12 protein-coding genes and 1 pseudogene are annotated in these 14,105 nt (G+C 69.8%); 4 read left to right on the top strand and 9 right to left on the bottom strand.

Annotated elements, in window-relative coordinates; translation table 11 throughout:
* Nucleotides 1-76: 76 nt before the first annotated feature.
* From FQY83_RS08165 to lexA, 3 genes and pseudogenes are all read right to left on the bottom strand, one after another.
* Nucleotides 77-1,495 (bottom strand): Y-family DNA polymerase, encoded by a 1,419-nt coding sequence (locus FQY83_RS08165; RefSeq protein WP_146386931.1) that lies wholly within the window; start codon nt 1,493-1,495, stop codon nt 77-79.
* A 392-nt stretch (nt 1,496-1,887) separates the two neighbouring features.
* Nucleotides 1,888-2,484 (bottom strand): annotated as a pseudogene (imuA, locus tag FQY83_RS17770) (translesion DNA synthesis-associated protein ImuA); the annotation flags it as partial.
* Between the two features lies 1 nt (nt 2,485).
* The gene (gene lexA / locus FQY83_RS08155) at nt 2,486-3,091 is read right to left on the bottom strand and encodes a transcriptional repressor LexA (RefSeq protein WP_146386927.1); all 606 of its coding nucleotides are present in this window, start codon (nt 3,089-3,091) and stop codon (nt 2,486-2,488) included.
* A 103-nt stretch (nt 3,092-3,194) separates the two neighbouring features.
* Here lexA and FQY83_RS08150 point away from each other — a divergent pair, with 103 nt between their 5' ends.
* A complete protein-coding gene (locus tag FQY83_RS08150) occupies nt 3,195-3,416 on the top strand; it encodes an AbrB/MazE/SpoVT family DNA-binding domain-containing protein (protein WP_146386925.1) in 222 nt (73 codons plus the stop codon).
* Between the two features lie 9 nt (nt 3,417-3,425).
* Complete coding sequence (locus FQY83_RS08145; RefSeq protein ID WP_146386923.1) at nt 3,426-3,857, top strand: type II toxin-antitoxin system death-on-curing family toxin; 432 nt, start codon at nt 3,426-3,428, stop codon at nt 3,855-3,857.
* 47 nt (nt 3,858-3,904) lie between these two features.
* On the opposite strand, the gene FQY83_RS08140 is transcribed toward FQY83_RS08145, so the two are convergent.
* Together FQY83_RS08140 and FQY83_RS08135 are read right to left on the bottom strand one after the other, a co-directional pair.
* Nucleotides 3,905-5,254, bottom strand: a complete 1,350-nt coding sequence (locus FQY83_RS08140) for an MATE family efflux transporter (RefSeq protein ID WP_146386921.1) — start codon at nt 5,252-5,254, stop codon at nt 3,905-3,907.
* Between the two features lie 96 nt (nt 5,255-5,350).
* Entirely contained in the window at nt 5,351-6,781 is a 1,431-nt protein-coding gene (locus FQY83_RS08135) for an MFS transporter (protein ID WP_146386919.1), read from the bottom strand.
* Nucleotides 6,782-7,072: 291 nt separating this feature from the next.
* On the opposite strand from FQY83_RS08135, the gene FQY83_RS08130 reads away from it, so the two are divergent.
* Nucleotides 7,073-7,423 carry a nucleotide pyrophosphohydrolase gene (locus FQY83_RS08130; protein ID WP_146386917.1) on the top strand — a complete coding sequence of 117 codons (351 nt, stop codon included), beginning with the start codon at nt 7,073-7,075 and terminating at the stop codon, nt 7,421-7,423.
* Nucleotides 7,424-7,447: 24 nt separating this feature from the next.
* Entirely contained in the window at nt 7,448-9,313 is a 1,866-nt protein-coding gene (locus FQY83_RS08125; protein WP_146386915.1) for a DUF2075 domain-containing protein, read from the top strand.
* 55 nt (nt 9,314-9,368) lie between these two features.
* On the opposite strand, the gene FQY83_RS08120 is transcribed toward FQY83_RS08125, so the two are convergent.
* The 4 genes from FQY83_RS08120 to FQY83_RS08105 all read right to left on the bottom strand — a co-directional run bounded on the left by FQY83_RS08120 (nt 9,369) and on the right by FQY83_RS08105 (nt 14,019).
* Nucleotides 9,369-9,707, bottom strand: a complete 339-nt coding sequence (locus tag FQY83_RS08120) for a DUF3325 domain-containing protein (RefSeq protein WP_146386913.1) — start codon at nt 9,705-9,707, stop codon at nt 9,369-9,371.
* Nucleotides 9,700-11,367 carry a PepSY-associated TM helix domain-containing protein gene (locus tag FQY83_RS08115; protein ID WP_146386911.1) on the bottom strand — a complete coding sequence of 556 codons (1,668 nt, stop codon included), beginning with the start codon at nt 11,365-11,367 and terminating at the stop codon, nt 9,700-9,702. The genes FQY83_RS08120 and FQY83_RS08115 overlap by 8 nt, the downstream gene beginning before the upstream one ends.
* Before the next feature lie 11 nt (nt 11,368-11,378).
* The gene (locus FQY83_RS08110; RefSeq protein WP_146386909.1) at nt 11,379-11,699 is read right to left on the bottom strand and encodes an iron uptake protein; all 321 of its coding nucleotides are present in this window, start codon (nt 11,697-11,699) and stop codon (nt 11,379-11,381) included.
* Nucleotides 11,700-11,814: 115 nt separating this feature from the next.
* Complete coding sequence (locus FQY83_RS08105; RefSeq protein WP_146386907.1) at nt 11,815-14,019, bottom strand: TonB-dependent siderophore receptor; 2,205 nt, start codon at nt 14,017-14,019, stop codon at nt 11,815-11,817.
* Nucleotides 14,020-14,105 lie beyond the last annotated feature (86 nt).

Below are 14,105 nucleotides of genomic sequence, written 5' to 3'. Positions count from 1 at the left end.
AATCTGCTTGACCTGCGCCGGACAGCAGATTTCTCCCTGCGGTCGAAATGACAACGCCCGCTCGAACGACGCAGGCTCACGCAAACCACCCATGCAGCATCCAGCCGCCCTGCTCGCCCGGTGGCGCGAAGGCCCAGGCGCGCTGCCCCTGCGCGGTTTCCAGCACGTAGTAGTCGCGGCGCGCATCCCCGCCGTCCCACCAGCCGCTTTCCAGGCGCTCCGGGCCGGAGACGATGCGCGGATGCGGATCGCGCAGCGGCACCGGCTGCGGCAGCAGCCACGCCGGGCGCGACGGACGCGGCGGCGCCTCGCCGATGCGCGCGTCGTCGCTCCCGACGCGATGCCAGGCACGCTCCGGCCGCGGATCGCCGCACGGGGCCACGCGGTACACCGCTTCGTCCCCCAGCCGCGCGCGCAGGCGCTCGCGCAGCTGCGGCCACGGCAGCTGCTGCCGGCTGCGCACGTCGAACAGGTCGCGCGAAGCCGGCACGAACGGCGGCAGCTCGCGCGCGAGCAGGCGCACGCCGACGACCGGCCTGTCGAGTTGCACGCGTTCGAGCCGGCTGCGGGTCAGCTCGAACAGCATCGCCGGTTCGCGCTCCGGCGCCAGCAGGCCGACGTCCACGTCGCTGTGGCCGGCGTCGTGCTCCAGCCGCAGCACGAAGCGCTGCACGCCGCCGTCGCGGATCGACAGGCAGGTGCACAGGTCGCCGATCAGGCGCCGCAGCGGAAACAGCAGCGCCATGTGGCTCTCGACCTCGTAGCCGAGTTCCACGCGCGCATCGAAATGGTCCGGCGGCGCGTAGTACGCCAGCGGATCGTCGGCATGGCCGTAGAGACGGTCGAGGTGTTCGAGCAGCGGCAGGCCGAAGCGCCGGCGCAGGGCGTCGCGCGGCAGGCCGCGCAGCGTGCGCAGGTCGCGGATGCCCATGCGCTGCAGGCGCTCGCCAGCGTCGTCGGGCAGGCGCGCGTGGCGCACGGGTACGCGGTCGAGCCTGTCCGCCATCGCGCCGGGCTGCGGCAATGCCAGTCCGTCCTGCAGTCCGGCGAACACGTGCGCGGCGCGCGGCGTGGGCGCCAGCGCGATGCGGTGGCTGAAGCCGAGCGCGGCCAGTTCTTCGCGCAGGCGCGCCTCGATCCGTGGCCACGGGCCGAGCAACCGGAAACTCGCGCGCACCTCCAGCACGATGCAGCCCGGCCACTGCGCGCTGACCAGCGAACTGTGCCGGTAGGCCCATGCGGCGAGGAAACGCTGGCAGCGCGCTTCGGCCTGCGCATCGTATTCGACCATCGCGAAATCGCGCAGCAGCGCGTGCGCGGCGGTCAGGCGCATGCCGGCGCGCAGGCCCGCATGCGCAGCGGCGGCGTTCACCGCATGCAGCGTGCGCAGCTGCGCGGATCCACCGACCAGGGCCAGCGGCGCGTCGGGATCAGGCAGGCGCCGGAGGACGGCATCCAGCGCCAGCTGCGGCAGCAGTACGCAGGCCCAGAGCATGGGCGTCAGGCACGGCCGGCTGGCGTGTCGAGGGGAAGGATGGGGTGGAGCGGTGTTGCTTCAGCGCGAAGAGCACCCCCATCCCGACCTTCCCCCGCAGGCGGGGGAAGGAGCAAAGCAGGATTCCGCTCCCTCCCCCGCTTGCGGGGGAGGGTTGGGGTGGGGGGCAGTCGAAGTAGTGTTGCCTCAGCGCGAAGAGCGCCCCCATCCCAACCTGCCCGGCCCTCAGGCACAGCCTTCGGGCGTTCATCGGGCCGCGGGCCAATGGCCCGCAAACGGCCCTCTTCACCCCCCGCAAGCAGGGGAAGGAACCGTTCCGCCATCGGCCTTGACCATTCGGGGCCGCCTCCATCCGAAGCCGCCTCCGAAACCCGCGCAACGAAGCCGCGCATCGGCACCGACCCGCCGCGACACTTCCGTACCCGCCAGACGATCCCTTGCGCCGCATCCCCCACCGCCTCCAGCCGCAGCGCCGCCGGCGACGGATTTGCCGCATGTTTCCGATCACGCAATGCGAAACCGAGGCATTCGCCGCTGTCGGCCGCCACCTGCAGCCGGCGCAGCGCCTGCGCATCCGCCTTCACCGGCCAGCCCAGCACCGCCGCGCACGCGCCGCTGCGCAGGCACTGCTCGAACGCCCACAGCGCATCGCGCGGCGAAGCATCGATCACCTGCAGCTGCGACAGCTCCACGCCCGCGTCCTGCCACGCCGGCGCATACGGCACGCATGGCGGCGCGACCACGGCCACCGTGCCGCCGGCCCGGGTCAGCCGCGCCAGCGTCGGCAGCAGCAGCGACAGTTCGCCGACGCCGTCGACCGGCAGCAGCAGTTCGGTCAGCGCGCGCCGCGGCCAGCCGCGTTGCGGCAGCAGCGCATCCAGCGCCTCGAAGCCGGTGGATTCGCCATCGGGCGCGATCGCGGCGCGGCGTCCGGCGTGCCACAGCGTGCGCGCGGCCAGCAGTTGTTCGAGGGCGACCGTTGCGGCCACGTCAGCCCCGCCGCACCAGGCCGCAGTACACGCCTTCGATCGCGAAATCCTGTCCCGCGCGCAGCTCGATCGGCGCGTGCTCGGGATTGCGCGGCAGCAGGCGGATGCGCGTCTTCGAGCGTTCGAGGCGCTTGATCGTGATCTCGCCGTCGATGCGCGCCACCACCACCTGGCCGTTGCGCGCCTCGCTGGCGCGCTTCACCGCGACCAGGTCGCCGTCGAAGATGCCGTCGTCGCGCATCGAATTGCCCTTCACCTTCAGCAGGTAGTCGGGCCGGTCGGAAAACAGCGCACGGTCGAGCAGCAGCAGTTCGTCGCTGCCGATGTCGGCGCCGATCGGCTGGCCCGCCGCCACCTGCCCCAGCACCGGCAGCGGCAGCTGGTCGGGCCGTCCAGGCAGGCGCAGGCCGCGCTTGCGCCCCGGCGCCAGCTCCAGCAGGCCGTCGGCCACCAGCGCCTGCACGTGCTTGTACGCCGCGTTGCGCGAGGCGAAGCCGAAGGCCCCGGCGACCTCCGCCAGGCTCGGCGCGCGCCCGGCCGCCAGCTCCCGGCGCAGGAAGTCGAGGACGGCGGCGCGCTGCGGCGGGAGGATGTCGGCGGGGCTCATGGGTGTACATTTGTACACCTTCCGGGCGCAGGGCGCGAGACTGGACAGCGGCCGGGCCGGGGCGCAATATAACCTTCGTTATAACATCGGGGCCGAGACCACCATGAAGCTCAAGATCACCACCATCGGCAATTCCGCCGGCGTCATCCTGCCCAAGGAATTGCTCGCCCGCCTGCGCCTGGGCAAGGGCGACGAGCTGTACGCGCTGGAGACGCCCGACGGCATCCGCCTGACCGCATTCGACCCGACCCTGGCCGCGCAGATGGACGTGGCCGAGCAGGTCATGCGCAAGCGTCGCACCCTGCTCAACAAGCTGGCGCAGTAGCCACGCCGCATGATCGTCTGGATCGACAGGGCGCTGGCGCTGGCCATCCACGACCGCCAGCTCGCCGAGCACGGCGGCGGCAGCGGCGTGCGCGACGAGGGCATGCTCGACTCCGCCCTCGCCCGCCCGCAGCAGTTGCACGCCTACGGCGACCCGCCCCCGGATCTTGCCGACCTCGCCGCCAGCCTCGCCTTCGGCCTCGCGCGCAACCATCCGTTCGTCGACGGCAACAAGCGCACGTCTGCGGTCGCCTGCGAAGTCTTCATCGTGCTCAACGGCGGCACGCTGGAGGCCGAAGACCACGAGCTGTATCCACAGTACCTCGGCCTGGCCGAAGGCTCGACCAGCGAAGCCGAGTTCGCCGACTGGCTGCGCCCGCGCATCGCCATCCGTTCCCGCGGCAAGGTGCAGGAAGCCGGCAGCGGCTACCGGCGTACGTAGACCAGGGGCATCTGCACGCCCCATCCATGCCGCATGACCCGGCGCAATCACGCACCGGACGCAAGCCCGCGATCCAGCACGCGGTAATACGGCAGCAGCGCCAGCGCACGCGCCACCACGAACACCACGAACGCCGCCCATAGCCCGTGGTTGCCCCACAGCGCCGCCGCGGGCCAGGCGCACAGCAGGAACACGAGCAGCGAGGCCACCCCGGCATTGCGCATCTCGCGCGTGCGGGTGGCGCCGATGAACACGCCGTCGAGCTGGAACGCGCCGACCGACAGCAGCACGTAGAGCGCCGTCCACGGCAGGTACGTCCGCGCCGCCGACGAGACCTCCTCCAGCGAGGTCAGCAGCCCCACCATCGCGCCGCCCAGCAGCCAGATGCCAACCGCCAGCACCGCCGCGGTCGCCAGCGCCAGTTCGCTCGACAGCCGCACCACGCGCCGGAACCGGGCGCGATCGCGCGCACCCGTCGCGCCGCCCACCAGCGCCTCGGCCACGAAGGCGAAGCCGTCGAGGAAGAACGCGCTGAACGACACCAGCTGCAGCAGGATGTGGTTCGCCGCCAGGGTGACGTCGCCGAAGCGCGCGCCCTGGCTGGCGAACCAGCCGAAGCCGCCCAGCAGGCACAGCGTGCGCAGCATGATGTCGCCGTTGGCCGACATCGTGCGGCGCAGGCGCGCGCGGTCGCGGATCCGCGCCCACGGCAGGAAGGCCTCGGCGTCGGCATGGCGCGCGCGCAGCGTCCGCCACAGCAGCCACGCCGCGACCGCGCACGTCGTCCATTCGGCGATCGCCGTGCCCAGCCCGATCCCGCGCGCGCCCATGTCGAGCACGCCGGCGAAGTACACGTCGAGTCCCGCATTGAGCCCGTTGAGCAGCAGCTGCACCAGCAGCAGCGTGCGGCTGCGCCCCAGCCCGATCAGCGCACCGCACAGCGCATACAGCGCCAGCGCCGCCGGCGCGCCCCAGATGCGCGCCTGGAAATAGGCCGTCCCGGTGGACTCCACCGCGGCGCTCGCGTCCATCGCCGCGAAGTACGCGACCACCAGCGGCCACTGCAGCAGCCACAGCCCGGCGCCGAGCCCCAGCCCCATGAGCATCGAACGCGCCAGCGCGGCGCGGACCTCCGGCTCGTCGCCCGCCCCGTCGGCCTGCGCCACGAAGCCCGTGGTCGCCATGCGCAGGAAGCCGAAGCTCCAGTAGATGACATTGAACAGCAGCGCGCCCAGTGCCAGCGCGCCCAGGTCCGCCGTCGTGCCGTAGTGGCCGATGACCGCGGTGTCCACCAGCCCCAGCAGCGGCACCGAGGCATTGGCCACGATGATCGGCCACGCCCTGCGGGCGATATCGGCGCGGGTGAAATCGGGCAATGGCAGCGCGGGCGCGGTCATCAGCCCATCATGCCCGAGCGCACGCACCGAACCGCCGCGCGTCGGGAGCGCAGCCCCGACCTACGGAGTTTCCATCTCACGGAACGCAAGCGGGTATCACGCCTGCGGCCGCGTCTCGGCCTTCGGCTCGGCCACCTCGCGCCCCGCCTGCGCGTGCCCGGCCATCTCCGCGCCGGCATCGGGCGCCAGCCTGCGCATCTGCAGCACCGACACCATCGAGATCAAACCGACGGTCATGAACGCGAACGTGAAGTTGATCGGCGCATCGTCCGGTCGACCGGTCAGCGCACCGGCCAGGCTCAGCGCGAAGCCGCCGATGGTCACGCCCAGCGCCAGCGCCAGCTGCTGCGCCATCGCCGCCAGGCTGCTGGCCTGGCTCATGCGCGCCTGGTCGACGTCGGCATAGGCGATGGCGTTGATGCTGGTGAACTGCAGCGAGCGCAGGAAACCGCTGGCCAGCAACACGCCCACCATCAGCGGATACGGCGTGTCCGCGCGGAACAGCCCGAACCCGCACAGCAGCAGCGACGCCGCCAGCCCGTTCCACACCAGCACCGGGCGGAAGCCGAAGCGATGCAGGATGCGCGGCGCCACCGCCTTCATCACCATCGCGCCGGCCGTGGACGTGAAGGTCACCAGGCCCGACTCGAGCGGGTTCAGGCCGAAGCCCAGCTGCAGCATCAGCGGCAGCAGGAAGGGCGTGGCGCCGATGCCGACGCGGAACAGCGACCCGCCCAGCACGCCGGCGCGATAGGTCGGGATGCGCAGCAGGTCCAGCCGCAGCAGCGGATGCGGATGCACGCGCGCATGCCGCACATAGGCCGCGATCAGCCCCGCGCCGACCAGCATGCAGGCCGCGAGCGCCGCCCCCGGCACCAGCCCGCGACCGATCGCCGAGAGCCCGAACATCGCCAGCGCCAGCCCCCCGGCGGACAGCAGGAAACCGCGCACGTCCAGCGGCCCCACCGCCTGGCGCAGCTCCGGGACGTGCCGCCACGCCAGCCACATCCCCAGCGCGCCCATCGGCAGGTTGATCAGGAAGATGAAGCGCCAGTGCGCATAGGTGGTGATCGCCCCGCCCAGCACCGGCCCGAGCATCGGCCCCAGCATCGCCGGGATGGTCAGCCAGCTCAGCGCCCGCACCAGCTCGGACTTCTCCACGCTGCGCAACAGCACCAGCCGCCCCACCGGCACCATCATCGCCCCGCCCATGCCCTGCACGAAGCGCCCCGCCACCAGCTGCCCCAGCCCGTCGCTGGCCGCGCAGCCCAGCGACCCGACCAGGAACACCGCGATCGCCCCCACGAACACGCGCCGCGCCCCGAAGCGATCCGCCACCCAGCCGCTGACCGGGATGAACACCGCCAGCGCCAGCATGTAGGTGGTGAGCGCCAGCTTCAGCGCGATGGGCTCGACGCCGAGGTCGGCCGCGATCTGCGGCAGCGAGGTGGAGATCGCCGTCGAGTCCATGTTCTCGATGAACAGGGCGGTGGCGATGATGAGGGGGAGCAGGCGTTGTGGTCGCAAGGCAGGGGGGAGATCGGCGGGAAGCGGGGCATTGTCGCGGAACCCGGGACCAAAGCGTGTGAGCATTGCACTGCAGTCTGTTGAAACCCTTCGCCAACCGTCATGTCCAGTGCAGCGAGAGGCGCCTTGCATGCGAAACATCAGGACTCGCAGGCCCGCCCTGCCCCTTGCCACGGATGCTCCGCACCCGACAACGGACGCATTGCCGAATGAAAGCGGGTCTTCCATTCCGCCAGTTCGTTGCTCCTATACTCGGGCGCAGATGACAGGCCCCGCCCATGGGATACGCACGTGAGCCGCGACATCGAGGCGCTGCAGGAAAAGTTGAGGGAATTCGCGTCCGCGCGGGATTGGAGCCAGTTCCATAGCCCCAGGAACCTCGCCGCCTCCCTGTCCATCGAGGCGGCCGAAGTCCTGGAACATTTCCAGTGGCTGACGGACGAGCAAAGCCGCCAGATCTCCGACGAGAAGCGCGCCGCCGTGTCGACCGAGCTCGCCGACGTTTTCCTGTACCTTGTCCAGCTCGCGGATTCCCTGCAGGTGGACCTGCTCGCGGCGTCCACGGCCAAGATCGAGGAGAACGGCCGGAAATATCCGGTCGATCGATCGCGAGGCGTGACCACGAAGTACACGGACCTCTGATGTGGATGGGAGGGGAGACCTGACTTGATCATCTACCAGGGCACCAAATCGACGTTCCTGGAAGATGCGGACAACCGCGACATCGAGGACGTGGTGGCGGCCGCCTACGTCCAGAAGACCAAGCGCTATGCCTCGCAGGGCGAGTTCAGGTCGTGGAAGGCATCGCTGTCGGAGATGGCCCGCGTGTTGCGCGACAGAGGCATCCCGGACGATACGGGGGTTGCCATCGAATACGGCATTCCCCAGAGCGCCAAGCGCATCGACTTCATCCTGTCCGGCCTGTCCGGCGACGACACGCCGAACGCGATCATCGTCGAACTGAAGCAGTGGTCCTCGTCCCGAATCAGCGAGAAGGACGGACTGATCATCGCAAACCGCGGCGGCGGCTTCGACCGGGAAGGCCCGCACCCCAGCTACCAGGCATGGTCATATGCGGCCCTGCTGAGCGGCTTCAACGAGGCGATCCACGAGTCGGGCACCGCCCTGCATCCCTGCGCCTATCTACACAACTACCGCGACGACGGCGTCATCCGGGACGCCCATTACGCGAACTATCTTTCCAAGGCCCCACTGTTCCTGCATGGCGCCGACGAACTCGACCGCCTGCGGGAGTTCATCAAGCGGCACGTCAGGAAGGGCGACAAGGGAGAACTGCTGTACCGGATCGAGAGCGGCCGCATCCGGCCTTCGAAGATGTTGGCCGACAGCCTCGCAAGGATGCTGAAGGGCAACCGCGAGTTCGTGCTGGTGGACGACCAGAAGGTCGCCTACGAAACCTGCCTGGCGCGAGCGGCGCAAGCGACTCCGCGACGGAAGCAAGTCGTCATCGTGAAGGGAGGCCCCGGCACCGGGAAATCCGTGGTGGCGGTCAACCTGCTGGTTGAACTGACCAAGCGTGGCCTCGTGACGAAGTACGTTTCGAAGAACGCGGCGCCGCGCGCCGTCTATGCCCGGAAACTGGCCGGCCATGTCCGCCGTGTCGAGATCGGCAACCTGTTCTCGGGTTCCGGCGTCTTCCACGAGTCCGAGCCGGACGTGTTCGACACGCTGGTGGTCGACGAAGCCCACCGCCTCAACGAGAAGAGCGGCCTCTACGGCAATCTTGGGCAGAACCAGGTCATGGAACTGGTCCGCAGCGCCAAGTGCACGATCTTCTTCGTCGACGACGACCAGATCGTCACCCTGGCCGACATCGGCCGCAGCGCGGAACTGGTCCAGTGGGCCAATGCCGCCGGCGCGGAGATCACCACGCTGGAGCTCGCATCGCAGTTCCGCTGCGCGGGCTCGGACGGCTACGTGGCATGGCTCGACAACCTGCTGGGCATCCGCGAAACCGCCAATGCCGACTTCGACCGCGGCGCATTCGACTTCCGGGTCATGGATTCACCGGTCGAACTGCACGAGCTGATCCGCGAAAGGAACCTGCACAACAACAAGTCGCGCGTCGTCGCCGGCTACTGCTGGGACTGGAAGAGCAAGCGCGATCCGGGTGCCTGCGACATCGTCATTCCCGCGTTCGACTACCGGGCGCAGTGGAATCTCGACAGGGACGGCAGCCTCTGGATCGTCGCCAACGGCTCCGTCGAACAGGTTGGCTGCATCCACACCTGCCAAGGGCTGGAACTGGACTACGTGGGCGTGATCATCGGCCCCGACCTTGTCGCCAACGACGGCGTCCTGACCACCGATCCGTCGAAGCGTTCCCGGCACGACCGGTCGATCCGGGGATATCGATCAGGCGCCAAGGCCGATCCCTCGCTCCACGCCCGCGTGGACAGGATCATCCGCAACACCTACAAGACACTCATGACTCGTGGCCTGAAAGGCTGCTATGTGTACGCGACGGATCGCGGAGTGAGGGATATCCTCTCCGCGCACCAGGGAACGTAGGCGCCGACGCGCTTTGCTGCCAGCACGGGGCCTGCCGACTGGGCCGAGAAGGGTTTTACCCGCCCCCCGCCCCCCGCACCCACGGCGCCAGCACACGCAGCCAGTACGGCCGCGAAGACAGCACGAACGCCACCATCAGCGCGGCGCCGCTCAGCGCCATCACCCACACCAGCACCGCCATCGTGGCGTGGTCCACGCGCAGGCACAGGAACAGCGCGGCGGCGATGGCGATGGCGCCGAGCCAGCGCAGCACGCGCAGCGCCGCGGGTGCGGGCGCGCGGTTCCAGGCCTGCTGTGCATGCATCGGCATCGACAGCGCCAGCCAGCCCATGCCGGCGAAGGCGCTCGCCACGGCGGCCAGCAGCAGCCAGGCCGCGGAAGCGTGCTCAGGCATGCCGCGCCTCCGGGCCGGTGGCGTAGGCTTCGGTGGCGACGGCACGTCGGCCGAGCCTGCGCGCGGCGACGAAGGCAATTGCGGCGGTCACCAGCAGCGAAAGGTCGAAGCCGGCGACCGGCCAGTAGCCGGCGGACAGCGTGCGCAGCAGATGGTCGCCGGTGGTGATCCAGTTGAGCAGCACGGCAGCCAGCGCCATCACGGCGATCGCACGGCACTGTTCGCGCCACGCCGGATTCGGCAGGCCCCGTGCCACCGGTGCGCTGCGCCAAGCGGCGTGCAGCAGCGCCAGCACCCAGGTGCCCCAGAACGCGTAGCGTTCCCAGTCGCCGCGCGCCGGCAGGTCGTCGGGCAGCAGGCGGTTGGCGACGAGGATGCCCAACGCCGCCAGCACCATGCCGGTGACCGAGGCCACCGCCAGCGCATCGACCACGCGCGCGCCCTGGCTGCCCTGCTTCGCGTGCTGGCGCTTGCGCTTCTCGACGAAGAAGATGAAGCCTGTCGCGATGCACACCGCGCCCGCGAGCCCGCCCAGCACGTACAGCCAGCGCAGCAGCCAGTGGCGGAAGTGCTGCAGGTGCAGGCCGGTGAGGAACTCGGCGACGCGCGCGACCGGCGTCGCGGCCGGATCCTCGCGGATCAGTTCGCCGGTCGAGGCCTTGTAGTGGATGGCGTCGCCGACCAGGGCGATGCGGTCGGTGCCGGCGCGGTAGACGCTGACGTAGCCGTTGGCGTCGCCCACGTGCTGCAATACCAGGAAGCCGACGTCGCCGGCCTTGTCGTCTTCGGCCCAGCGCCGCTGCGCATCGGCGACCATCGCGTCCACGTTCGCCAGCCCCGCGGGCACGCCGGCGCGTTCGTGCGGCAGGCCGGTCGCGCGCGCTTCGATTTGCGCGCCGAGATCGTGCAGGTCATGCAGCTGGGTGTGGCCCAGCGGGAAGTAGTAGGTGGCGGCGAAGATCAGCAGGCCGGTGAAGGCGAAGAAGAAGTGGAACGGCAGCGCGACCACGCCGGTGAGGTTGTGCAGGTCGAGCGTGCTGCGCAGGCGCGCCTTGCCCGGGCGGAAGGTGAAGAATTCGCGGAAGAGCTTGCGGTGCATCACCACGCCGCTGACCAGCGCGGCCAGCATCACCAGCGCCGAGAAGCCGACGATGTAGATGCCGAGGTTCTTCCAGTCCAGCGTCAGCCCGTAGTGCATCGGGTAGAAGAAGCCGCTGCCGACCTTGAGCCGGTCGTCGGGCAGCTCCACGCCGCTGCGCGGGTCGATGGTGCGATCGGCGTAGATCGCCTCGTCCGGGTCCTTCGCGCCCGGGACGGCGAAGCCGGCGTACACGCCCAGCACTGGGTCGCGGTGGGTGGTGTAGGCGCTCCAGTAGTTGACGGTGTCGAAGCGGTCGGGCACCGGCGTGTCCAGGCGCGCCCGCAGCGCCTGCACGTCCGCCGGCAACGGCTGCATGCGCTCGAACACCGGGCGCAGTACCTGCTCGAACGAAGGCATCGGCTGCGGCTCGAAGCGCGTGGCCGGGATCGACCAGCGGTCGATCTCGCGGTCGAACACCGACAGCGCGCCGAAGAAGAACGCGGCCATGAGCACGAAGCCCAGCACCAGTCCGAACCAGGTGTGCAGCCAGGCCATCGCCTGCCGGAAGCTCTGGAACATCTGCATCCTCCTCAGACCAGCGCCGACTGCACCAGCGAACCGGTGACCGCGAGCAGCGCGCCGCCGCCGAGCAGCACCGTCCACACCAGCCACAGCCGCCGCGCGGCGATGGCCCACAGGAACGCGACGAGGAAGGCCAGCACGCCGAGCAGGCTGGCGAGGAACTCGGCGTCGTGGAAACCCATGCCGGCCGCGAACATCAGGCTGGCGCCGGTGGCGATGAGGCCCCAGGCGAAGGCGTAGCCGCCGAGCACGGCGGCGGTCACGCGCGCGACCAGATGCAGGCGCGGGGCGCGGTGGGATGGGGCGAAGGTGGTGGAGGCCTGTGACATGGCGTCTGCTGTGTCGATGTGGATCAAGGGGAACTCAACAATCGCCGTCATCCCCGCCTTCGCGGGGACGACGACCTTGGGGCAGGCTGTCGGGGATTGCCAAGGATATCCCTCGTCAGAAGCGCCAGCTGGCGCTCAGGGTGTAGTTGCGCGGGGCGCCGTAGTAGCCGCTGTAGCGCAGGGTGTTGATGTACTTCTCGTCGCCGAGGTTGTTGACGTTCAGGCGCAGGGTCGCGTCGGGCAGGAAGTCCCAGGCCACGAAGCCGTTGACCACCGCATAGCTGTCCTGGCGCACGGGGAAACCGCTGGATTCCACGTTGAAGATGTCGCCCTGCCAGCGCCCGCCGACGCCCCAGGACAGCGCGTTGTAGCCGGCCAGGCGGCCGCTGAGCAGCAGGTTGGCGCTGCGGCGCGGCACCCAGGAATAGGTGTCTTCGCCGTTCAGGCCATCGAGCTTCAGCGCCGTGTAGCCGAACACCAGGTCGAGGTGGTCGCCGAGCTTGCCGACGGCCTCGAACTCGACGCCCCTGGAGCGCACGTCCATGGGCACGTAGATCGACGAACCGAACTCGTTGTAACGGCCGGTGGGCGTGGCCAGTCCGTCCTGGTCGGCCTTGAACACGGCCAGCGTGGTCAGCAGGCGCTTGTCCAGCCAGTCGGCCTTGATCCCGACCTCGTAGTTCACGCCCTTGCTGGCGTCGAGGTAGCGGTCGTTCTCGTCCACCTGGTCCTGCGGCTGGTAGATGTCCGAATAGCTGACGTAGCCGAGGACGCGGTCGCTGAAGTCGAAAGTCAGGCCGGCGTAGGGGCTGGTGTGGCTGGTGGTCTGGTCGAAGCTCAGTGCATACGACCAGCCTTCGCGGCGGTAGCGGGCATGGTTGGCGCCGACGATGGCGTTGAGGCGATCGCCGAGCGCCAGGCGCACGGTGCCGAACAAGCGGCGCAGGTGCTGGTTGAGCTCGGAATACTGCGCCGGGTCGTTCCAGGCCGGCTCGGGGATCGCGTCGGTCGGGTACGGGAACGGCGGCAGCTCGCCCCAGCCGGGGTGGGGGAATTCGGCGCTGCGTTCCCAGTTGTCGCCCTCGGCGCGCGAGAGGCTGGCGCCCAGCACCACCTGCTGGTCGCGGCCGAACAGCTGGAAATGGCCGTCGAGGGTGACCGCGCCCAGGTGCGCGGTCGACTCGTCGTTGCCGCCCCACGGATAGCCGACCAGGCCCAGGCCGGTCAGCGGGTCGAGCGCGATCGAGGTGCCTTCGAAGTCAGGATCCGGCAGGTAGGCGTAGAACATGCGCTCGTCGCCTTCGGCGCGGCGGTAGTTGTACGAGACCTTCAGCTGCCAGTCCGCGCCGAGCTGGTGGGCGTATTCGGCGAAGGCGGTCTGGTCGGTGGTGTTCCAGTAGGTCCAGTCCTGGGTGGTGGTGGCGCTGGTCGGCCATTTCGACTGGGTGCCGTCGCTGTTCATGAAGGCCAGCGCGCCCCACATGATGCCGTCGGACTTGGCCCGCTGGTACGAATAGCCGAACGCCAGGGTGCCGTTCTCGCCGACCTGGCCGTCGACCACGCCATAGACGTAGTTGCGGCTGTTCTCGTTCGCCTGCAGCCAGGACTCGCCGTCCTCGTGCGCGGCGACGATGCGACCGGCCCAGGTGCCGTCTTCGGTGAACGGGGTCGAGTAGTCGGCTTCGGCGCGCAGGGTGCTCCACGAGCCGTAGCTCAGGCCGAACGAACCCTGGCGCTCGTTGGTCGGGCGCTTGCGCACGTAGTTGATGGTGCCGGCGGCGTTGCCGACGCCGGTGAGCAGGCCGTTGGCGCCGCGGATCACTTCCACCTTCTCGTAGCCCGAGGTGTCCATCGCGCCGGTCGCGATCCCCCAGCTGTTGGGCATGCCGACGCCGTCGATCTGGGTGTTGAGGATGTCGAAGCCGCGCGCGCTATAGCTGGTGCGGTTGGTTTCCCATTCGTCGACGCGCACGCCGGTGGCCAGGCGCAGTGCGTCGTTGACGCTGGCGGCGCCGAACTGCCGCATCTGCTCGTCGGTCACCACGCTGATCGATTGCGGGGTGTCCCGGATCGCCAGGTCCAGGTTGAGGGCGCCGTTGCTGACGCGGCTGGCGCGCTGGGCGACGACGAGGACCGTGTCCAGTTCGGAGGCGGTGGCGTCGCCGGTGGCCTGGGCATCGGCCGAAGCGTCCTGCGGCGCGGAAAGGGCGGTGCCGGACAGGCAGGCCAGGGCCAGCGCGATCGCGGCGTGCAGGCGGCCGCGGGCAGGGGAAGACGGAGCGGAGGCGGGCCGCGGGATGGACGGTCGCGTAGGGTGCATTGAGAGTCCGGATCGGGAAGAAGGAGGTGGCGTTCGTCGGTCTGGCCAGCACGGCCGGCCCGATTCACGGGAGCTGATTGGGGCGC

The sequence above is a fragment of the Luteimonas marina genome (assembly GCF_007859325.1).
GTDB lineage: Bacteria > Pseudomonadota > Gammaproteobacteria > Xanthomonadales > Xanthomonadaceae > Luteimonas > Luteimonas marina.
The sequence above is the reverse complement of the archived record's forward strand: the minus strand, read 5'-3'. Positions and strand labels throughout refer to the sequence as shown.